Annotated in this window: 19 protein-coding genes and 1 riboswitch; of the genes, 12 read left to right on the top strand and 7 right to left on the bottom strand. The window is 68.3% G+C overall.

Features of this window, described 5'->3' with window-relative positions; translation table 11 throughout:
• Positions 1–168 precede the first annotated feature (168 nt).
• The gene (locus ASE28_RS22840) at positions 169–1,344 is read left to right on the top strand and encodes a trans-acting enoyl reductase family protein (protein ID WP_057268591.1); all 1,176 of its coding nucleotides are present in this window, start codon (positions 169–171) and stop codon (positions 1,342–1,344) included.
• 13 nt (positions 1,345–1,357) lie between these two features.
• Here ASE28_RS22840 and ASE28_RS22835 read toward each other — a convergent pair whose 3' ends face one another.
• The gene (locus tag ASE28_RS22835; protein WP_057204002.1) at positions 1,358–1,876 is read right to left on the bottom strand and encodes an Lrp/AsnC family transcriptional regulator; all 519 of its coding nucleotides are present in this window, start codon (positions 1,874–1,876) and stop codon (positions 1,358–1,360) included.
• Positions 1,877–2,061: 185 nt separating this feature from the next.
• Here ASE28_RS22835 and ASE28_RS22830 point away from each other — a divergent pair, with 185 nt between their 5' ends.
• Entirely contained in the window at positions 2,062–3,078 is a 1,017-nt protein-coding gene (locus ASE28_RS22830; RefSeq protein WP_057268590.1) for a 1-aminocyclopropane-1-carboxylate deaminase, read from the top strand.
• A 263-nt stretch (positions 3,079–3,341) separates the two neighbouring features.
• A complete protein-coding gene (locus ASE28_RS22825) occupies positions 3,342–4,340 on the top strand; it encodes a tripartite tricarboxylate transporter substrate binding protein (protein ID WP_057204000.1) in 999 nt (332 codons plus the stop codon).
• A gap of 178 nt (positions 4,341–4,518) precedes the next feature.
• Here the strand turns inward: ASE28_RS22825 and ASE28_RS22820 are convergent, their stop codons facing one another.
• Genes ASE28_RS22820 through ASE28_RS22810 form a run of 3 tightly spaced genes read right to left on the bottom strand, consistent with a single transcriptional unit; the run spans position 4,519 to position 7,934 of the window.
• Positions 4,519–5,043: a hypothetical protein gene (locus tag ASE28_RS22820; RefSeq protein ID WP_235516195.1), complete on the bottom strand. Its 525-nt coding sequence runs from the start codon at positions 5,041–5,043 to the stop codon at positions 4,519–4,521.
• The gene (locus ASE28_RS22815; RefSeq protein WP_057268589.1) at positions 5,044–7,014 is read right to left on the bottom strand and encodes an MFS transporter; all 1,971 of its coding nucleotides are present in this window, start codon (positions 7,012–7,014) and stop codon (positions 5,044–5,046) included.
• A gap of 44 nt (positions 7,015–7,058) precedes the next feature.
• Entirely contained in the window at positions 7,059–7,934 is an 876-nt protein-coding gene (locus ASE28_RS22810; protein ID WP_057268588.1) for a hypothetical protein, read from the bottom strand.
• A gap of 119 nt (positions 7,935–8,053) precedes the next feature.
• Here ASE28_RS22810 and ASE28_RS22805 point away from each other — a divergent pair, with 119 nt between their 5' ends.
• From ASE28_RS22805 to ASE28_RS22770, 8 genes are all read left to right on the top strand, one after another.
• The gene (locus ASE28_RS22805) at positions 8,054–8,785 is read left to right on the top strand and encodes a helix-turn-helix transcriptional regulator (protein WP_057268587.1); all 732 of its coding nucleotides are present in this window, start codon (positions 8,054–8,056) and stop codon (positions 8,783–8,785) included.
• Positions 8,786–8,941: 156 nt separating this feature from the next.
• Positions 8,942–9,787 carry a TetR/AcrR family transcriptional regulator gene (locus ASE28_RS22800; RefSeq protein ID WP_057268586.1) on the top strand — a complete coding sequence of 282 codons (846 nt, stop codon included), beginning with the start codon at positions 8,942–8,944 and terminating at the stop codon, positions 9,785–9,787.
• Positions 9,784–10,338 carry a DUF2867 domain-containing protein gene (locus tag ASE28_RS22795; protein ID WP_057268585.1) on the top strand — a complete coding sequence of 185 codons (555 nt, stop codon included), beginning with the start codon at positions 9,784–9,786 and terminating at the stop codon, positions 10,336–10,338. The genes ASE28_RS22800 and ASE28_RS22795 overlap by 4 nt, the downstream gene beginning before the upstream one ends.
• Positions 10,335–11,666 carry an AarF/ABC1/UbiB kinase family protein gene (locus ASE28_RS22790; RefSeq protein WP_057268584.1) on the top strand — a complete coding sequence of 444 codons (1,332 nt, stop codon included), beginning with the start codon at positions 10,335–10,337 and terminating at the stop codon, positions 11,664–11,666. The genes ASE28_RS22795 and ASE28_RS22790 overlap by 4 nt, the downstream gene beginning before the upstream one ends.
• Positions 11,667–11,694: 28 nt before the next feature.
• Positions 11,695–12,075 carry a DUF6463 family protein gene (locus ASE28_RS22785; RefSeq protein ID WP_057268583.1) on the top strand — a complete coding sequence of 127 codons (381 nt, stop codon included), beginning with the start codon at positions 11,695–11,697 and terminating at the stop codon, positions 12,073–12,075.
• A 147-nt stretch (positions 12,076–12,222) separates the two neighbouring features.
• A complete protein-coding gene (locus ASE28_RS22780; RefSeq protein WP_057268582.1) occupies positions 12,223–12,663 on the top strand; it encodes a YXWGXW repeat-containing protein in 441 nt (146 codons plus the stop codon).
• A 135-nt stretch (positions 12,664–12,798) separates the two neighbouring features.
• On the top strand, positions 12,799–13,242 hold the full coding sequence (locus ASE28_RS22775; RefSeq protein ID WP_057268581.1) for a YXWGXW repeat-containing protein: 444 nt from the start codon (positions 12,799–12,801) through the stop codon (positions 13,240–13,242).
• A 181-nt stretch (positions 13,243–13,423) separates the two neighbouring features.
• Positions 13,424–13,532: riboswitch (glycine riboswitch) on the top strand.
• A 100-nt stretch (positions 13,533–13,632) separates the two neighbouring features.
• Positions 13,633–14,955, top strand: a complete 1,323-nt coding sequence (locus ASE28_RS22770) for a D-amino acid dehydrogenase (RefSeq protein ID WP_057268580.1) — start codon at positions 13,633–13,635, stop codon at positions 14,953–14,955.
• Positions 14,956–14,958: 3 nt separating this feature from the next.
• On the opposite strand, the gene ASE28_RS22765 is transcribed toward ASE28_RS22770, so the two are convergent.
• Positions 14,959–15,279: a cytochrome c gene (locus tag ASE28_RS22765; RefSeq protein ID WP_082608214.1), complete on the bottom strand. Its 321-nt coding sequence runs from the start codon at positions 15,277–15,279 to the stop codon at positions 14,959–14,961.
• Between the two features lie 13 nt (positions 15,280–15,292).
• Positions 15,293–16,504, bottom strand: a complete 1,212-nt coding sequence (locus ASE28_RS22760; RefSeq protein WP_057268578.1) for a sulfite oxidase — start codon at positions 16,502–16,504, stop codon at positions 15,293–15,295.
• 228 nt (positions 16,505–16,732) lie between these two features.
• On the opposite strand from ASE28_RS22760, the gene ASE28_RS22755 reads away from it, so the two are divergent.
• Positions 16,733–17,887, top strand: a complete 1,155-nt coding sequence (locus ASE28_RS22755) for a rhodanese-like domain-containing protein (protein WP_057268577.1) — start codon at positions 16,733–16,735, stop codon at positions 17,885–17,887.
• 24 nt (positions 17,888–17,911) lie between these two features.
• Here ASE28_RS22755 and ASE28_RS22750 read toward each other — a convergent pair whose 3' ends face one another.
• Positions 17,912–19,216 (bottom strand): FIST N-terminal domain-containing protein, encoded by a 1,305-nt coding sequence (locus ASE28_RS22750; protein ID WP_057268576.1) that lies wholly within the window; start codon positions 19,214–19,216, stop codon positions 17,912–17,914.
• Positions 19,217–19,243 lie beyond the last annotated feature (27 nt).

Here is a 19,243-nt window from a genome sequence, read left to right as displayed (position 1 = left end):
ATACCCGGCGAGACCGGTTTGTCGGGCGTTGCAGCCGATGCTCCTTCTGCCGCGCACGCTCCTGGTCACCCACCGAAGCGCATGGGCGACAGCCGATGCCTTCCCCGTCTTCGACAATCCCGCCGATCACGGGCCCGCCCCGTAACCCCCGAATTTCCAGGAGCCCCCATGACCAAACCCTTTGACATCGTCGTCCACGGCGCCACCGGCTTCACCGGCCGGCTGGTGGTGGAGTACCTGCTGCAGCGCTACCCCGCCGGCAGCGGCCTGCGCTGGGCCATGGGCGGGCGCAGCGCCGACAAGCTGGCAGCCGTGCGCGACGAGCTGGGCGCGCCGGCCGATACGCCCCTGGTGGTGACCGACAGCGCCAGCATGGAAAGCCTGCAGGCGCTGATGGCGCAGACCCGCCTGGTGCTGACCACCGTGGGCCCCTACCAGCTCTACGGCAACGAACTGGTGGCCGCCTGCGCTGCGGCCGGCGTGGACTATGTGGACCTGTGCGGCGAGCCCGCCTGGATGCGCCACATGATCGACGCGCACGAGGCCACGGCCCAGGCCAGCGGCGCGCGCATCGTGTTCTCGTGCGGCTTCGACTCGATCCCGTTCGACCTGGGGGTGTTCGTGCTGCAGCGCGAGATGAAGGCGCGCTTCGGCCATCCCGCCAGCCGCGTGCGCGGCCGGGTGCGCAAGATGAAGGGGACCTTCTCGGGCGGCACGGCGGCGAGCCTGAAGGCCACCATGGCCGCCTCGGCCGCCGACCCCAAGGTGCTGGACCTGCTCAAGAACCCGTTCTCGCTCACGCCCGGCTTCGAGGGCCCGCGCCAGCCCACGGGCCACAAGCCCATGTTGGACGAAGCCCTGGGCATGTGGGTGGCCCCGTTCGTGATGGCGGCCATCAACACGCGCAACGTCCACCGCTCCAACTTCCTGCTGCAGCACGCCTGGGGCACGGATTTCGTCTACGACGAGATGCTGGTCACCGGCCCCGGAGAGAAGGGCGAGGCCATCGCCAATGCCGTGGCCGGCGACAAATCCATGGGCTCGGACAAGGGCCCCAAGCCGGGCGAAGGCCCTTCGCGCGAGGAGCGCGAGGCAGGGTTCTACGACGTGCTGTTCCTGGGCGATGATGGCCAGGGCAACACCCTGCGCGTGGGCGTCAAGGGCGACCGCGATCCGGGCTATGGCTCCACCTCGAAGATGATCGCCGAGGCCGCGGTCTGCCTGCTTCAGGAAGCCACCGGCACTCCCGGCGGCATCTGGACCACCGCGCCCGCCATGGGCGAGCCGCTGGTGGCGCGCCTGCAGGCAAATGCCGGGCTGACGTTCGCCGTCGAGACGGCTTGATCCCCGCTGCTGGTCACAAGGCCAGCGGCAGCTCCGTGGTGGACAGCACGTTGCGCAGCACCATGAAGGAGCGCACCTGCCGCACGCCCGGCAGGTAGATCAGTTGCTCGGCGTGCAGGCGGTTGAAGCTGTCGCTGTCGCGCGTGCGCACCAGCATGAAATAGTCGAACTCGCCCGTGACCACATGGCACTCCATGCAGCCCGAGATCTTCACGGCGGCCTTCTCGAAGGCCGCGAACGACTCGGGCGTGGAGCGGTCGAGCACCACGCCGATCATCACCAGCATGCCGGCCCCCACGGCCTTGGGGTTGAGCAGCGCCACCACCCCATCGATGAGCCCCAGGCGCCTGAGCCGCTCCACCCGGCGCAGGCAGGCGGGCGGGCTCAGGTGCACCTTCTCGGCCAGGGCCACATTGGACAGGGAGGCATCGCGCTGCAGCAGGCGCAGGATGGCCTTGTCGGTGCGGTCGAGCTCGTCCGTCATTCCAGCGCTGGCCGGCACGCTCTTGTCACGAACTTTTGTTGCGCACATGGTTGGTTTTGTGGAATCAATGAAAATCAATTTTCATTTTCACATACCAAAACTCTGAAATCCACTCCATTTTCACAACCACGTTAAACGCCGCTTTTCCTACGATGGAGGCACTGCAGGCAAGGCGCCACCGAAGCGCCCCTGCGAGTGATTCCTCACCCCTTCCATCGCACACGAGAGCCGCCATGAACCTGCAGAAATTCGCCCGCCACCCGCTGACCTTCGGGCCCTCGCCCATCACGCCGCTGCCGCGCCTGTCGGCCCACCTGGGTGGCAAGGTGCACCTGTATGCCAAGCGCGAGGACTGCAACAGCGGCCTGGCCTTTGGCGGCAACAAGACGCGCAAGCTCGAATACCTCATTCCCGAGGCGATTGCCGGCGGCTACGACACGCTGGTCTCCATCGGCGGCATCCAGTCCAACCAGACGCGCCAGGTGGCGGCCGTGGCCGCCCACCTGGGCATGAAGTGCGTGCTGGTGCAGGAGAACTGGGTCAACTACTCCGACGCGGTGTACGACCGCGTGGGCAACATCGAGATGTCGCGCATCATGGGTGCCGACGTGCGCCTGGACGCCGCAGGCTTCGACATCGGCATCCGCCCCAGCTGGGAGCAGGCCATGGACGACGTGAAGAAGGCCGGCGGCAAGCCCTTCCCCATCCCCGCTGGCTGCTCCGAGCACCCGTACGGCGGCCTGGGCTTCGTGGGCTTTGCCGAGGAAGTGCGCCAGCAGGAGAAGGAACTGGGCTTTGCGTTCGACTACATCGTCGTGTGCTCGGTCACGGGCAGCACGCAGGCCGGCATGGTGGTGGGCTTCGCAGCCGATGGCCGCTCGCGCAAGGTGATCGGCATCGACGCCTCGGCCAAGCCCGAGAAGACGCATGCCCAGGTGCTGCGCATCGCGCAGAACACCGCCAAGCTCGTCGAGTTGGGCCAGGAGATCACCGCAGAGGACGTGGTGCTGGACACGCGCTACGGCGGCCCTGAGTACGGCCTGCCCAGCGAGGGCACGCTCGAAGCCATCCGCCTGTGCGCGCGCCAGGAAGGCATGCTCACCGACCCGGTGTACGAAGGCAAGTCCATGCACGGCATGATCGACATGGTGCGCAAGGGCGAATTCCCCGAAGGCTCCCGTGTCCTGTACGCGCACCTGGGAGGGGTGCCGGCGTTGAACGCCTACAGCTTTCTTTTTCGCAACGGCTGAAGCACCGCGCGATGAAACGGAGCAGCAGCGCCTGGGCCGACTGGCGGGCCTGTCGCTCATCTGAACCCCTCTGACTCCCACCATCGACCCGGGCATGCCCACGGGTCGCCGCCATGATCCCGTGCATCCACGGCCATGGCGGCTGCGCAAACATCTGCAGCAGCGACAGGCATGGCCGGTGCGAGACGAAGGCTGGTGCGCCCTGCCGCCTGTTCGCAGCCAACAACGGCCGGCCGACCAGCCCTCACCCGAAGGATCGCCAAATGAAGTGCTTGCATCTGAACCGACGCACAAGCGTCGCCGTGTTCGTGGTAGCCATTGCAGTGACAGGGCTGGGTGGAGGGGCCAAGGCACATGCCGATGGCTACCCCGTCAAACCGGTCCAGCTGGTTGTGCCCTTCCCGCCTGGCGGGGCCGTCGATATCGTGGGCCGCCTGATCAGCAAGAAGCTGGGCGAGCGCCTGGGCCAGCCGATCGTGGTCGAGAACAAGGCCGGGGCAGGCACCATCGTGGGCGCATCCTTCGTGGCCAATGCTCCTGCCGATGGCTACACGCTGCTGATCAGCTCCGGCTCCACCTTCACCGTCAACCCCGCGCTCAACAACAAGCTGCCCTACGATCCACTCAAGAGCTTCGAGCCGGTCGGCATGGTGGCGCGCGTGCCGCTGATCCTGCTCGCCCATCGCGATGTGCCTGTGGACAACCTCAAGCAGCTGATCACGGCAGCGCACCAGGCTCCCGACAAGTTCTCCTACGGCTCGTTCGGCAGCGGCACCACCGGCCATTTCGCCGCCGAGCTGATGTGGTCTGCCACAGGCATCAAGCTGCTGCACGTGCCCTACCGGGGAAGCGCGCCGGCCATGAGCGACCTGATGGGCGGGCAGATCCCGTTCACCATCGACACGGTGGCCGCGGCGCTGCCGCAGCTCAAGTCGGGCAAGATCAAGGCCATCGTCGTCACGGGCGCCGCGCGCGCCACGCGGTTGCCCGATGTACCGACGGTGGCGGAAAGCGGCTTTGCAGGTTTTGCTGCCGACTCGTGGCTGGCCGTTGTCGCGCCCCGCGGCCTGCCCGCCCAAGCAAAGGCCAGGTTGGAAAAGGCGCTGTCCGAAACCATGGCGGATGCCGAGATACGCGGCAAGCTCATCGCCAGTGGCCTGGAGCAGGCCTACGCCCCCGGCAACACCGTGCTCGCGCAGATCGAGGACGAACTACCGCGCATGCGGGCGATTGCCCAGCGCGCGAACATCCGCGCGGAGTGAACGCGGCCACGCAGCACCTGGGCAGCGTGCTCGAAAGCTGCTTTGCAGGTGGCGGGGTCTGCCTTGCAGGGCGTGATCGGGATGGCCTGGTCCAGGCTGAACAGCCAGCCACGAAGCGCAGCAGGCACTCGGGCACCAATGGGTATGAGCCCCCTGACCGAATCGGCAAGGCCCGGGTTCAGGAGCGCAGCCAGGCCATGAGGTGCGGATAGGGAGTGGCCCCTGCCGATGCCTGCGCGGGCGTGGCCGCCAGGCCCGCCGACACCAGCCCAGCGGCGCCCAAGTAGACGCCCAGCTCGAAGGTGGTGCGCAGGCCCTGGGACCGGCCATGGTAGCCACCGTCATGGAACAGCACCTCGGACGGCAACTGAAGGTGCCGCAGGGCCGCCCAGGCCCATGCCGTGGCCTCGATCTCGCCGCCATGCGGCACCGGGGGCAGTTCTGCGAGCGCGTCGTCCATCCCGCTGCGCAGCGCGGCCGGCACCACGGCCAGGTGCCCGGCTTCGTGCAGCAGGTCACCCGGCCAGCGCAGCTGGTCCAGGTCCACCTGCAGGCCACCCTGCACAATGCGCAGGCCCGGCAGGAAGCTGTCAGCTGGCACCTCTGCCTCGGTCACCTCCAGGCCAATCCCGCGCAGAAAGGCCACGATCCGGCGCGCCAGCGCCACGCGCTCTGGCGCTTGCAGGGGGTCGGCGCCCAGCACTCAGGTGCCCAGCAGATCGGCCACACGCGAGCGCAGCAACGCGGGCTGCACGTCCGACGACGCCACGGCATGCCCCACGTTCAGCCCCACGCGGCTGTAGAAGCCGCGGCGGAAGGGACGCACCATGGCCCCGCCCTGCTCGATGCGGCTGAAGTACGAGCCCCAGAGGTTGGTCAGCGCCATGGGGATCACGGGGGCGTCGATGCCTTCTTCGCGCGCCCGCTCGATGATCTTCATGATGCCGCCCTTGAACTCCTGGAGTTGCCCGTCCTTGGTGATGCCGCCTTCGGGGAATATGGCCAGCAGGTCGCCTTCGCGCAGCACCTGGGCCGCGCGCTCGAAGGCCGCGTCGTAGATGGCGGGGTCTTCCTTGTAGGGCGCGATCGGGATGGCCTTGGCCAGGCGGAACAGCCAGCCGAGCACCGGCACGCGGAAGATGCGGTGGTCCATCACGAAGTAGATGGGCCGGGGGCTGGCGGCCATGAGCAGCACCGCGTCGATGAAGCTCACGTGGTTGCAGGCCAGGATGGCCGCGCCCGTGGTGGGCAGGTTCTCGTCGCCCTGCACCTTGAAGCGGTAGACGAAGCGCGAAGACACCCAGGCCACGAAGCGCAGCAGGTACTCGGGCACCAGCATGAAGATGTAGAACGCCACCACGGCATTCGCCAGGCCGGTGAACAAAAAGATCTGCGGCACCGTGAAACCCGCGCCCAGCAACGCGCCGGCGATCAGCGAGCTGGCGATCATGAACAGCGCGTTCAGGATGTTGTTGGCGGCGATGATGCGCGCGCGGTGCGTGGGCTGGCTGCGCATCTGGATCAGCGCATACATGGGCACGCTGTACAGGCCCGCGAACAGGCTCAGCAGCGCCAGGTCGAGCATCACGCGCCAGTGCTGGCTTTGCGCGAGGAAGGCCCCGAGGCCCATGATCTCCGACGGCGGCAGGCTGCGCGCGGCAAAGTACAAATCGATGGAGAACACGCTCATGCCGATGGCGCCCAGGGGCACCAGGCCGATCTCCACATGGCGGCGCGAGAGCACTTCGCACAGCAGCGAGCCGATGCCGATGCCCACCGAGAACACCACCAGCAGCAGCGAGGCCACCTGTTCGTTGCCGTGCAGCACCTCCTTGGCCAGGCTCGGGAACTGCGACAGGAACACCGCGCCGAAGAACCACATCCAGCTGATACCGAGCAGCGAGCGGAAGACCACCATGTTGCCGTGCGCCAGCTTGAGGTTGCGCCAGGTTTCGGTGACGGGGTTCCAGTTGATGACCAGGCCCGGGTCGGTGGCCGGGGCCGAGGGAATGGCCTGCGCCACCACCCGTCCGACCAGTGCCAGCGCCACGCAGGCGATGGCCACCGTGGTGTGGCCGATGCCCGGCAGCGCCACCAGCAGGCCGCCCGCCACGTTGCCCAGCAGGATGGCGACAAAGGTGCCCATCTCCACCATGCCGTTGCCGCCGGTGAGTTCGCGCTCGGTCAGCACCTGGGGCAGGTAGGCGAACTTCACCGGGCCGAACAGCGTGGAGTGCATGCCCATGAGGAAGGTGCACAGGAGCAGGATCGCCACGTTGCCCGCGACGAAACCGACAGCCGCCACCAGCATGATGGCGATCTCCAGGTTCTTCACGAAGCGGATCATGCGCGTCTTGTCGTACTTGTCCGTGAGCTGGCCCGAGGTGGCCGAAAACAGCAAGAACGGCAGGATGAACAGCGCCCCGATCACCAGCCCCGCCATGGCCGGCGGCAGCCAGTCCACGCTGAGCTGGTAGGTCACCATCACCGTGAAGGCGAACTTGAACAGGTTGTCGTTGGCCGCGCCCGAGAACTGCGTCCAGAAAAAGGGCGCAAACCGGCGCTGGCGCAGCAGGGCGAACTGGTTGGGGTCCTCATGGCCGCCGTGGCTGCCCTGAACGCCGGGGCTGCCGTGCAGGGGGCTCGCGCCCGCAGAAGGGGTCTCGGTGCTCATGCGTCTCTCCTCGTTGGCATCTTGGTGTGTAGGAACGACATCTCTCAGGCGCCCTGGCGGCGTGCGGTGCGCGCCGTGGTCGAGCGGCTTTGCGGCCGGTGCTGGCCGCCATTCTGCCCGGTTGCGGCGACAGTGCGGGGGGCATTCGTGCGTTGCAGCAACGCTGCCAGCGCAGACAGCACGGGCAAGGCAGCGCCGGCCGCGATCAGGTGCTTGAGGCTGTGGCCCGACACCCACTGCCCCGTGGCCTCCAGGATCGCATGGTCGGCGGCCTCGAACAGCTTGGCCACGCCGTAGAAGGCGATCACTGCGCCCAGGTGCACCGCCAGGGAACCCGCGCGACGGGGCAGCACGGCCAGCGCCAGCACCACCAGCATGCCCCCCAGCTGCACCACCGCCCAGGGCAGCACGTTGCCGGACAGCGCCCACCACAGCACGGCAGAGGTGCCGCCCAGCAGCACGGCCCCCGCCGTGGCGATGCCGGCGCGCCCGCTGACGCGGCCCGCGGCCGCCAGCCCCAGCAGGCCTGCGAACGGCAGCACCATGCCCAGCCGGTCCCAGAACAGGCCGAAGTCGCTGGGACGCCAGTGGTAGAAGGACGAACCCACCGAAGTGCACACCAGCCCGGCCAGGAACAGGGCAACGAGGGCGCGGGATACCCCGTCCATCGCGGCATGCGGCAAGCGCACCAGCCAGGCCAGGCCCAGAATGCCCGCGATGGCAAACGGAAGGTTGCTCAGCACGTCGAGCGCACAAGGAATGCCCAGCAGCGTGCGCTGGTCGGCAAACCCGTGCTGGTGGGCACTGTCCAGCATCGCCGGCCCGAACAGGGCCAGACCCAGCAAGGCACAGGCGCCAACCAGAAGGCAGGCCTCTGGACGGGACAGGCCCGTGGTGGAAGGAGCGGAGGGCAGTGGCATGGTGCGGCGTCTCGGGAGTGGTTGATGCAGCGCAGTGTGGGCAGGCTCCAGGCCGAACGAGTACCGAAATCAGTGCAAAGGGCTACCGGAAACACCGCAGGTACCGATAATCGATACCCATGAGCACCACCGCCGACCTCGTCACCGCCCTCAAGAAGGAACTCAAGACCGCGCAGATGACCTACGCCGACCTGGCGCAGCAGCTGGGCATGGCAGAGTCCAGCGTCAAGCGCATGCTGGCCAAGGGGGACATGCCGCTGTCGCGCATCGACGCCATCTGCCGCGCGCTGGCGCTCGACTTTGCCGACCTGGCGCGCCGCGTGGCCGACAGCCAGCCCCTGCTCAAGGAGCTGACGCAAGAGCAGGAAAAAGCCGTGGTAGCCGACAAGCGGCTGCTCTTGATGGCCATCTGCGTGCTCAGCCAGTGGACGCTGGAGCAGGTGACAACGACCTACCGCCTCTCGGAGGCCGAAGGCATCAAGTACCTGGCCCAGCTCGACCGCATCGGCATCATCGAGCTGCGGCCGCTCAACCGCTACCGGCTCAAGCTGGCCAAAACCTTCCGCTGGCGGCCCCATGGCCCGGTGATGAACTACTTTCGCGAGCATGCGCTGCTCGACTACTTTGCCGGCGGCTTCGATGGCGCGGGCGAGGGCGTGCTGTTGGTACACGGCACCATCAGCCGCAGCCTGGCCCCGGCCTTCATGGAGCGCATGCAGCGCGTGGCCCAGGACTTTGCGCAGCAGCACCTGGCCGACCAGAAGCTGCCGGCCCGCGAGCTGGAGGGCTATACCTTGCTGCTGGCCCTGCGAAGCTGGGAGTTCGAGGCGTTCACAGGCATGCGGCGCTGAGCAGCACCGCTGCTTTTCCGACAGCGAAACACCTCGCCAACCTGCCTGGACATGCCGGCAGATGGGCTTCATGTTGCCTGCGCGCTCCGAACCCGCTTGACGGCTTAAACAGAATTAACTATTCTTTAAATACCAAATTAATGGGATTTAAAGAAAATGAAAACCACTCGCCAGCAGCAGGACGCTACGCGCCGCCAGATCGTGGCCAGTGCGGTCGATCTGATGACGCGCCAGGGCTTCGACGGCACGACGATGAAGGACATCGCGCGCGCGGCCGGCATTGGCGATGCGACGATCTACAAGTATTTCCCGACCAAGGACCGCATCGTGCTGGGCTATCTGGACGAAGCGGTGCGCAGCGCCCTGGCCGATACGCTGGCCACACCGGGCCTGGCGGACTACGGCCTGCAGGAAAAGCTGCAGCGCCTGACCGACGCCGTGCTCGAGCGCCTGCTGCCCGACCGCGAGTTCGTGGCCGCGGTGCGCACCCTGGCCAGGCGCTCGCCGCTGTCCATGCTGGCCGAGCCGCTGGCGGCACGCCAGGCGCTGCGCGAGGCGGTGACGGGCTTCATCGAAACGGCCGAATCCCATGGCGAGATCGAGCCCTGCGATTTCAAGGGGGTGGCCAGCGGCCTGTACGGCGACTACCTGGCGGGCGTGGTGGCCTACTGGCTGGCCGACGAATCGGACGAGTTCGCGGACACCACGCAACTGGTGGACCTGTCGCTGGGCGTGCTGGTGCTGGCGCTGCGCGCGGGCCTGGTGAACCGCGTGCTGCAGCTGGGGGGTTTCATGCTGCGCAGCCAGATGGCGCGCTTCATGCAGCACGGCAGCGGCTTGGTGGGCGTGCTGCGCATGGCCAAAAGCGCGCTGGGGGACACGATGGTGCCCCCGGTGGATACGCCGCCGCGCACGCCGCGTGCGCGCCCGTCGGCCCAGGCCCCCGTGGCCGATGCGCCCAAGCCCGCTCGCAAACCCCGTGCCCGCAAGGCCGCGCCATGAGCCCCGCCCGCACCGTCCGCGCCACCGCACTGCCCCAGGGCAGCGTGATCGCATCGCGACTGCCCGGCGCACAGTTCGCCGACTGCTTCGAAGCGGCCGACCCCACACCCGACAGCAGCGCGCTGCAGACCTGGCTCGACATGGTGAAACAAACGCCGGGCTGGACACGCGCGCTCATGGTCCTGCGCAACCGCCTGGTGCACATGGTGGGCCTCAAGGCTGTGGGGCAACTGCATGACGGCACCCGCCAGACTGAGGCGGGCTACCGCGTGGGCGATCTGGTGGGTTTCTTCGAGATCCGCCACCTGGGCGAGCGGGAGGTGGTGATGGGCGTGGACGACCGCCACCTGAACGTGCAGGTGTCGCTGCACAAGCGCATGCAGGACGGGCAGGCCGTGCTGGCTCTTTCCTCCGTGGTGCACATCCACAACGCGCTGGGCCACACCTACATGGCCGTGATCGCGCCGTTCCACCGGCGCATCGTGCGGACCCTGCTGGCCCGGGCACAAGGCCTGGCTTCGGCAGGCACATTGGCACAGCCCCGCGCATGACAGGCGCCAAGCCACCCCGCACCGGCACGCTCGCGCGCGGCACCATCACCGGCATCACGGCCGCGCGCCTGGGCCTGGCACAACTGGGCCAGCGCATGCGGCCCGCCCACGCCGACAAAGTGGCACAGGCCGATGCCCAGGCCCGCCACGAGGCGGCCATGGGCCGCATCCTGTTCCAGGCCATGGGGCAGTTGCGCGGCACGGCGCTCAAGGTGTCGCAGATCCTGAGCATGGACACCAGTTTTTTGCCCGAGGGCGTGCGGCGCGAACTGGCGCGCGCCTGCCATCAGGCCACGCCGCTCAACCGCGCGCTGGTGGGCCGGGTGTTCCGCCAGGCCTTCGGGCAGGAGCCCGAGGCCCTGTTCATCCGCTTCGAGCCCCAGGCCTTTGCCGCCGCCAGCCTGGGCCAGGTGCACCGCGCCGAGCTGGCCGGGCATGGCGCCGTGGCGGTCAAGGTGCAGTACCCGGGCATTGCCTCGACCATCGCCTCGGACATGCGCCTGTTGCGCACCACCCTGCGTGCCCTGGCGCACAGCGACCTGCCGCTACCCGGCGATGTGGTGGTGGAACGGGTGATGCAGGAGATCGAGCGCACGCTGCTGCACGAGGTGGACTACCTGCACGAGGCCCGGCAGCTGCAGTGGTTTGCCGAACATGCGGCGCTGCCAGGCATCGTGGTGCCGCAGCCCATCGCCTCGCACACCCGCGCGCAGGTGCTCACCCAGCAGTACCTGCCAGGCGTGCACCTGGGTGAATGGTTGCGCAGCGAGCCCACGCAAGCCGCACGCAACCAGGCCGGCCAACTGCTCTGGGACTGGTTCATGCACTGCACCTTTGGCCTTGGGCACATGCACGCGGACCTGCACCCAGGCAACTTTTTGTTCTTGCCCGACGGACAGCTCGGCGTGCTCGATTTCGGCTGCACGCGCGAGCTGTCGCCGGCCTTTCGCACCGGGGTCCTGCAGGCCTGGCGCGCGCTGCTGCAACCCGCGTCGCCTACCCATGCCCAAGGCGTGCTGCGGGCCTACGTGGCGCTGGGGCTGGTCGATGCAGCAATGGATGTCACCACCTTCACCGACGAGCTGATGCCCGCCCTCTCGATCATGCAGGCCTGGCAGACCGAGCCCTTCACAGAGCCGGTCTTCGACTTCGCAGGCAAGAGCCGGCCACCCGCCCCCGTGGCGGCGCAGCAAAAAGTGCTGGCCAGGCACCTGGCCGGCGTACCGCCAGAACTGCCGGCTTTCGAGCGCGCCTGGCTCGGGCTCATGCACCTGCTGACCGAAATCCGGGCGCAGGTACGCACGCAGGCCGACCGCTGGATCGGCTGACCGCCGCCCCACCCACAAGGAGAACTCCATGCACAGCCTCGCCCCGACCCTTGCCATGCTGGCCGCCCGCCCCTGGAAAGGCCGCTGGCTGCTGGCGGTGGCACTGCTGCACACGCTGGTGGCCGCCGTGCTGTTCGCGCCCCAGTGGCAGGCCTTGTGGCAGCGCGGCGTGTTCAATGCAGTGGCGGGCGATGTCCATATGGGCAACGCCATCTGGTTCCTGCTGTTCGGTGCCGTGCTCGCCCTGTTGGCCTGGGAGGTGACGGCGCTCGAGCGCAGTCAGCCGGCCGTGGCGCTGCGCCCCATGGGCTGGTGCCTGCTGGCCCTGGTATTGGCCGGCGTGGTGCTGATGCCGGTGTCCGGCTGCTGGCTGGTGCTGCCGCCGGCCCTGGCCTTGCTGGTCCGCTGATGTGACATAAATCACGCTTTGGGTGTGCAAGCCGCGCCGCAGCAACACCCGCTTACAACTCTTCGCACGAGCACTACACCGGCTTGACGCAAAACGCCCACGATCAAGGCTCCGGTTCCGCAAGGAATCATTTCCAAGGAGACCTTCATGGCCCGCATCGCCCTCGCCGTCGCTTCCCTGGCCTTGCTGTCGCTGGGTGCCATTGCCCCGGCGCTGGCATCCCCCAGCGCCACCGTCGTCATCCAGACCGGCAACCCTTACTACCAGCATCCCGTGCAGCGCCCCGCCCTGGCGCCGCTGCAGGTCACCCCGGTGCAGTACCACGCGCCACCCCCACCCCGCTACGAAGCGCCACCCCACGCGCGCCGTGGCATGGCCTGGGTGCCCGGCCATTGGGAATGGCGCGGCGGCCGCCACGTGTGGATCCAGGGCTACTGGGTCAAGGCCCGCCCCGGCTACCACTACCGTGAACCGCGCTGGGAAGAGCGCGATGGCCGCCACCACATGCGCCCCGGCGGCTGGGACCGCGATGGTGACGGTGTGCCCAACCGCCACGACCGACGTCCAGACAACCCGTACCGCAACTGATGGCGGCATGCTGGCCGCCCCTCGCGCGCCGGCCCCGCTCGCCTACAGGGGGCAAGGCGCAGCGCCTACAGACGTGGCGTTGCTGCCTGCCCACCATACAAAGGCGACACAACAACATTGAAGAAGGAGTCATCCATGGCTTACAAAACCACTTACGCAGCCCTCATTGCAACCACCCTGGCCCTGGCAAGCCTCTCGTCCGTGGCCACGGCCCAGCCGGTACACCAAGGTACCGTGGTGATCCAGTCGGGCTCTCAGGGGTACCAGGTGATCCCCGCCCCTCCACCCCCCCGCCGTGAAGCCGTGCCACGCCCGCGCCGTGGCCAGGTCTGGGAACAAGGCCACTGGGACTGGCGTGGCGGCCGCCACGTCTGGGTCGCCGGCCATTGGGTCAAGGCACGCCCCGGCTACGCCTACCGCCAGCCCACCTGGCAGGAGCGCGATGGCCGCTGGGAAATGCGCCGTGGCGGCTGGGACCGTGATGGTGATGGCGTTGCCAACCGCAACGACCGGGACCGCGATGGCGATGGCGTGCCGAACCGCCGCGACAGCAACCCTGACAATCCCCGCCGCAACTGACACCTGACCGGGCCCCGGCCCGGTCTTGTATCAGCAACGAACGCCGCACATTAGCTGCGGCGTTCGCTTTTGTGCGCTGGCACCGTCCTAGAATGGCCTTCGCAGGAGAGCAAGCGGCACCGCCCGCTTCACCGAAGGCGCAAACTCCCATGCACGCTCAGGTTCCGTACTGCACCATTCATCAAGGCCGTCTGGAGAGCCGCTACGCCATGTAGCGCACCGAAGGAGCAAGCCGCAGCCCATGAGGGGCAGCGGTGAATCTCTCAGGTACCAAGGACAGGGGGAGCGGCAGCCGGGCCTTGACGTGCCCGCTGCGCGCTATTGGTAACCAATAACCCGCAGTGGTAGCACGGACCAGCCTGGCGATTGCCCTTCCAAAAGGCTTTCAAAATGCGTGTGATCGTTCTTGGCGCCGGCCTGCTCGGCGTGACTTCGGCCTATTTCCTGCAGCAACTTGGCCACGAGGTGACCGTCATCGACCGCCAGAGTGCGCCCGGCGCGGAAACCAGCTTTGCCAACGGCGGCCAGATCTCGGTGAGCCATGCCGAACCCTGGGCCAACCCCAGCGCGCCGCTCAAGGTGCTGCAATGGCTGGGCAAGGAAGATGCGCCCCTGCTGTTCCGCATCCGCGCCGACATGCGCCAGTGGCTCTGGGGCCTGTCGTTCCTGCGCAACTGCACGCCGGCGCGCACGCGGCACAACATCGAGCAGATCGTGCGCCTCGGCACCTACAGCCGCGACACCTTGCAGCAGCTGCGCGCAGCCACCGGCATCGCCTACGACCAGCGCACGCAGGGCATCCTGCACTTCTATACCGACCAGAAGGAGTTCGATGGCGCCCTGGCCCCGGCCGAGCAGATGCGCCAGCTCGGCTGCGAGCGCCAGGTCATCAGCGCCGACGAGGCCGTGCGCATCGAACCGGCCCTGGCGCACATCCGCCCGCAACTGGCCGGTGCCACCTACACCGCCGAGGACGAATCCGGTGACGCCAACACCTTCACCCGCGAGCTGGCGCGCCTGTGCGAGGCTGCGGGCGTGCAGTTCCGCCTGGGCCACCACATCACGGCACTGCGCGAGGCGGGCGGGCGCATCGACCATGTGGAGGTGACCACCGCCGAAGGGCGCTTCGAGCGCGTGCACGGCGATGCCTTCGTGCTGGCCATGGGCTCGTTCAGCCCGCTGCTGGCACAGCCCCTGGGCATCCGCCTGCCGATCTACCCGGCCAAGGGCTACTCGGTGACCATGCCGGTCAAGGATGCATCGATGGCGCACCAGGTGAGTCTCACCGACGATGAGTACAAGCTCGTGTTCTCGCGCTACACCAGCGAGCGCGGCGGTGACCGCCTGCGCATTGCCGGCACGGCCGAACTCAACGGCTACAACCGCGACCTCAACCAGGTGCGCTGCGACGCCATCGTGCGCCGAGTGGAGCAGTTGTTTCCCGGCGCGGGCGATGCCAGCCGGGCCCAGTTCTGGACCGGCCTGCGCCCCGCCACGCCGAGCAACGTGCCGCTGATCGGCAAGACGAAGCTCGCCAACCTGTTCCTCAACACCGGCCACGGCACGCTGGGCTGGACGCATGCCTGCGGCTCGGGCAAGTCGCTGGCGCGCATCGTGAGCGGCCTGGCGCCCGAGCTGGACTTTGCCTTCACGGGCATGCCCCACAGCGCAGCACCCAGCCGGCTGCCCACAGCAGCGGCCCACAAGGCCTGACGCTCAGGGAGCAGCGCCGCTGGCCTGCGCCACGAAGTGCGCCAAGGCCCGCATGTCCTTGTCGCTGAGCTTGTCGGCATAGGAGGGCATGACGCCAATGCCCGCACGCAGTGCGCGCAGCACGCGCTCAGCGTTGGGCTTGAGCTCATCGAGCACGGGGCCGACCTGGCCCTCGGCGCCCGCTGCCTGCAGCGTATGGCACACCGCGCAGGCCGGCTGGATCTTGCCGAACAGCTCCTTGCCCCGCGCCAGCTCGCCGGCATCTGCGGCCCAGGCGCCGCTGCTGATCAGCGCCAGCAGCCAGGCCGCGGCTGCGGTACGCAAGATGCGCACCGCTTCAGGCGACCACCACGGTCACACCGTGGTCGCGCCAGCTCGTGTTGTTGTAGCCACCCAGGTTTTCCTCGCGCTGCTCTGGCTGCACGTTGCCTGCCGTGTCGGTGGCGCGGCTGAGCAGTTCATGCGAACCTGCGGCCAGGCGTGCGGGCAGCACGAACTGGCGCCACGCAAAGCGGCCCAGGTCAGGCCCGATGAGTTGGGCCGCCTGCCAGGTCTTGCCGCCGTCCACCGAGACCTCCACGCCCTTCACGCCGCGCGTGCCGCCAAACGCCACGCCATGCACCTGCACCATGCCGGCCTTGAGCGTGCCCTGTTCGGGCAGGGGGCCGTTGATCCAGGACTTGGTCGTCATCTCCCACACCGAGGGCTGCTCGGGGCCCGCCTTGGTGCCGGGTGGCGACATGCGGTAGCCGTGCGACATGATGCGTGCCTGCGACTGCTCGGCACCGAAGGCCACGCGCTTGACGTACTTGATGTTGTTCACCCCCTGGTAGCCCGGCACGATCAGGCGCAGCGGCCCCCCATGGGCCAGCGGCATGGGCTCGCCGTTCATCTCCCAGGCCAGGATGGCATTCTCCAGCGCCTGGATGGGCACCGAGCGCTCGACGATCACCGAGAGCGGGTCCACGCCCTCGGGCAATTTCTCGCCGCCCGTGCCCGTGAGGTAGGCAGCACCGCCCGCCAGCCCACCCAGGGCGGCCACCACGTTGCGCAGCGGCACCCCGCTCCAGACCACGCAGCCTGCCGCGCCCACCGTCCACGGCGTGCCGCTGGGCTTGCTGGGGAAGAAGCCGCGCCCGTTGCCCGAGCATTGCAGCACCGTGGTCACGGTCTCGATGCCCAGGGTTCTGAGCTCAGCCACGGTCAGTGCGCGTGGTGCCTTCACCCCCTCGATGGACACTGTCCATGCATCGCGCTCGGCCACGATGGCGGCATCGGGCGCGGGCAGGTTGTTGCGGATGTACAGCTGGCTCGACGGCGTGACCACCCCCGTGCCGAAAGCGCCCCGGCGCGTTTCCAGGGTGCTGCTGCTGTGCACGATCAGGCTGCCAGGGTTCTTCCACCCCACGTAGGGGGGCAGCGGCTTAGCCGCCGCTGGCGCAGCCTGGGCATGCGCGCCGCGGGTCCATGCAGCCAGCCCCAGGGCGCTGAGTGCGGCAGCGCTGCCAGTGAGCAGGTGCCGGCGCGGCAGGGTCACGGGATTCTTCATGAAACGTTCCTCCAGAGGTGGGTAAGGCAGGTGTTTCCGCAATCGGCACCGGCCGCAGACGGCCGCCAGCATGCGGCTGCATATCCCATTCTGGTATGGCCGCCCCGATTTGCCCTGGGGGTTTGTGAGAGCAGGTGTAAGAAATGGCAACAACACCCTCAAGGACGTGTGCTAGGTAGCGCCCTGGTGCATATTTGACATCGGCTGACAGACTCCAAAGGAGACACCATGTACCGCAAAACACGCCCTGCCTTGTTGTCCCTGTTGCTGCTAGTGCTCAGCCCCTTCGCCCAGGCCCAGCTCACGGCCATCGTGGCCGTGGAGCCCACGGCCAAGAAGGCCGCGCACAGCATCCTGCGCAGCGCGTTCGAGTCAGGCCTGTCCAAGGCCGCTGGTCAAGCTGCCACCGTGGTCACCAGCGAAGACCTGGCCGATGTCATGCGCGCCACGCGCAGCGCGGGCTACGATGTGTTCATCGGCCCGGCCCAGGTGGCGGCCTCGGCGCTGCAGCGCGGGTACGAGCTGGTGGGCGCCACGCAGAAATCGGACCTGTACCTGCTCGTGGGCTCTGCCCAGGTGGCGAACGTGGCGGCGATGAAAGGCCAGCGCCTGTACCTGCCCCAGCAGGATTCGATCTACACCTACATGGCACGCGGCATGCTCAACGAAGCAGGCCTGTCGTTCCAGGACCTCAAGTCGGTACTGCACGAAAAGCACCCGCAGGCGGGCTTGAGCGCGTTGGTGCTCGGCAGCACGGATGCCACCGTGGTGCGGGCGGACGACTGGGCCGAATGGTCGGCCACCCACAAGGGCGACGCACGGGTGCTGGCGACCTCGCAGCCGGTACCGGGCGGCTTCTCGATCGCCGTGAAGAAGGACCTGCCTGCCGACGTCAAGGCACGCCTGGCCCAGTGGTTCGCCTCGGGCTCCGGGACCACAGGGCTGAGCCCGGTGGCCTTGCGCCCTGAAGCGCAGGAGTACCGCCGCGTGGCAGAGCTTGGACTCTTCACCCCCAACAGCCTGCCCGGCGTGAACCGCATCACCGCACGCGAGGCGCAAAAGCTGCAGGCGCAGGGGGCGGTGGTGGTCGATACACGCACCGAGAAGGAGTTCAAGGCCAAGCGTATCCGCGGCGCCGTCTTCGCGGCCTACGTGGAAAAAAGCCTCAAGGACGTGGCCTTCAACGCCACGCAGGATGACTTCCAGGCACTGGAGAAGGTGGACCGCAGCAAGCCCGTGATCTTTGCCTGCAACGGGGCCGAATGCTGGAAGTCCTACAAGGCGGCCAAGGTGGCGGCCAGCAAGGGCTACAAGACGGTGTACTGGTTGCGCGGCGGCCTGCCCGAGTGGGATGCCGACGGGCTTCCGACCGAAAGCAGCTGACCTGGGCGCCCAGGCGACCTGCCTTCAGGTGAAGACCGTGAGCACGCCCGTGTAGCCGTACAGATGGTGGTGCGCGATCTCTCCGCCCGCGAAGAAGCCGGTCAGCGGCACGTCGCCCAGCGCATGGCGCACGATCTGCAGCTCTGCGCTGGGCCCGCCGAAATGCGGACCCCCACGGCCTGAGCAGCTCACGTAGATGGCGCCGCGAATGCGCCGGCCGTGGTGCCCGGCGGCAGGGCCCTGCGCCGCCGTTCCGGGCGCCGGGGCCATGGCGCGGCCCGTGTGGTCCTGCGACTCCAGTGGCGCAGGCTCCAGTTCCTCGGGTTCCAGCTCTTCGCGGATCTCGGCGCAGATGCGCATCAGGTCGGCGCGCGCCGCCGCCACGTTGCGCTGGCAGAAGGCCAGGTGCATGCCGGGCTCCACCCGGTCGCCCAGGGCCACGCCCCGGCGCGCACCGTCCAGGCCCACGATGTGGCGCACGCGCGTATCGGTGCCGAAGTGGCCCGTGCGCTGCTGGCCCCGGGGCTGCTCTCCGGCATCCACCAGCCCGGCCAGCGTGGCGCGCACCTTGCGCAACGCTGGCTGCGGATCACCGTCGAGCGAGACCTCCAGCGTGTCGAGCAGCACGTCGAGCGCTGGCTCGCCATCGAGCTGCAGCACCACGTTCTCATGCGCAGCGGTCACGCTGCGCAGCGGCCCCACGGGCTGGCAGCCCTGGGTGACGCGCGAGACCAGGACCACCTCGGCGCCAAAGGCCACGCCCGACAGGCCGCCATCGAAGACACCGCTGGCACCGCCCTGCCCGGCGATATTGCCGTCACCGGCAACCGCGAACTGCACGCCCGCGCCCCGGCTGGCGCTCAGGCCGCCAAACAGGTAGCCGGTCTCGGTGCGCGCAGCCATTTCGGCCAGCAGCTCGGCCAGCTCGGGCGTGTGACCATCGGCATGCACCAGCGCCGTGTGGGCCACGAAGCCGCTGGCCGGTTGGCGCGGCAGCGGGGCCACGCCCGAGAACACGCGGTACTGGTCGGGCGATACGTCCAGCAGCATCACGGACAGTGCAGGCTCGTCGAAATACTCGGCATTGTTGGCGGCCACGCCCACGCCCACGGTGCCACTCCAGTCGGTCACGCCGGGCAATTCGCTGGCCAGGTGGTCAAGCAGGGCCTGGGCATCGCCCGCATAGTGGTCGGTGATGTAGAGCAGGCCCAGCGTGGGGGCACTCGCGTACTGGGGCAGCGCCATCTGCGCGCGCAGTTGCGCCAGCGCCAGGGCCGCAGCCATGCGCCACTGGGGGTGGGTCGCATGGCCGGAGGGAAAGAGTGTCATGGTGTGTGTCTTCTCGCAGGCGGTTGC

The organism is Acidovorax sp. Root219, from assembly GCF_001428665.1.
Classification (GTDB): Bacteria; Pseudomonadota; Gammaproteobacteria; order Burkholderiales; family Burkholderiaceae_C; genus Acidovorax.
This window is presented reverse-complemented; position numbering and strand designations above follow the sequence as displayed.

Excerpts from the sequence above, each read along its gene's own strand:
- ASE28_RS22840 (WP_057268591.1), top strand. The coding sequence starts at position 169 with ATGACCAAACCCTTTGACATCGTCGTCCACGGCGCCACCGGCTTCACC.
- ASE28_RS22835 (WP_057204002.1), bottom strand. The coding sequence starts at position 1,876 with ATGTGCGCAACAAAAGTTCGTGACAAGAGCGTGCCGGCCAGCGCTGGA.
- ASE28_RS22830 (WP_057268590.1), top strand. The coding sequence starts at position 2,062 with ATGAACCTGCAGAAATTCGCCCGCCACCCGCTGACCTTCGGGCCCTCG.
- ASE28_RS22825 (WP_057204000.1), top strand. The coding sequence starts at position 3,342 with ATGAAGTGCTTGCATCTGAACCGACGCACAAGCGTCGCCGTGTTCGTG.
- ASE28_RS22815 (WP_057268589.1), bottom strand. The coding sequence starts at position 7,014 with ATGAGCACCGAGACCCCTTCTGCGGGCGCGAGCCCCCTGCACGGCAGC.
- ASE28_RS22810 (WP_057268588.1), bottom strand. The coding sequence starts at position 7,934 with ATGCCACTGCCCTCCGCTCCTTCCACCACGGGCCTGTCCCGTCCAGAG.
- ASE28_RS22805 (WP_057268587.1), top strand. The coding sequence starts at position 8,054 with ATGAGCACCACCGCCGACCTCGTCACCGCCCTCAAGAAGGAACTCAAG.
- ASE28_RS22800 (WP_057268586.1), top strand. The coding sequence starts at position 8,942 with ATGAAAACCACTCGCCAGCAGCAGGACGCTACGCGCCGCCAGATCGTG.
- ASE28_RS22795 (WP_057268585.1), top strand. The coding sequence starts at position 9,784 with ATGAGCCCCGCCCGCACCGTCCGCGCCACCGCACTGCCCCAGGGCAGC.
- ASE28_RS22790 (WP_057268584.1), top strand. The coding sequence starts at position 10,335 with ATGACAGGCGCCAAGCCACCCCGCACCGGCACGCTCGCGCGCGGCACC.
- ASE28_RS22785 (WP_057268583.1), top strand. The coding sequence starts at position 11,695 with ATGCACAGCCTCGCCCCGACCCTTGCCATGCTGGCCGCCCGCCCCTGG.
- ASE28_RS22780 (WP_057268582.1), top strand. The coding sequence starts at position 12,223 with ATGGCCCGCATCGCCCTCGCCGTCGCTTCCCTGGCCTTGCTGTCGCTG.
- ASE28_RS22775 (WP_057268581.1), top strand. The coding sequence starts at position 12,799 with ATGGCTTACAAAACCACTTACGCAGCCCTCATTGCAACCACCCTGGCC.
- ASE28_RS22770 (WP_057268580.1), top strand. The coding sequence starts at position 13,633 with ATGCGTGTGATCGTTCTTGGCGCCGGCCTGCTCGGCGTGACTTCGGCC.
- ASE28_RS22760 (WP_057268578.1), bottom strand. The coding sequence starts at position 16,504 with ATGAAGAATCCCGTGACCCTGCCGCGCCGGCACCTGCTCACTGGCAGC.
- ASE28_RS22755 (WP_057268577.1), top strand. The coding sequence starts at position 16,733 with ATGTACCGCAAAACACGCCCTGCCTTGTTGTCCCTGTTGCTGCTAGTG.
- ASE28_RS22750 (WP_057268576.1), bottom strand. The coding sequence starts at position 19,216 with ATGACACTCTTTCCCTCCGGCCATGCGACCCACCCCCAGTGGCGCATG.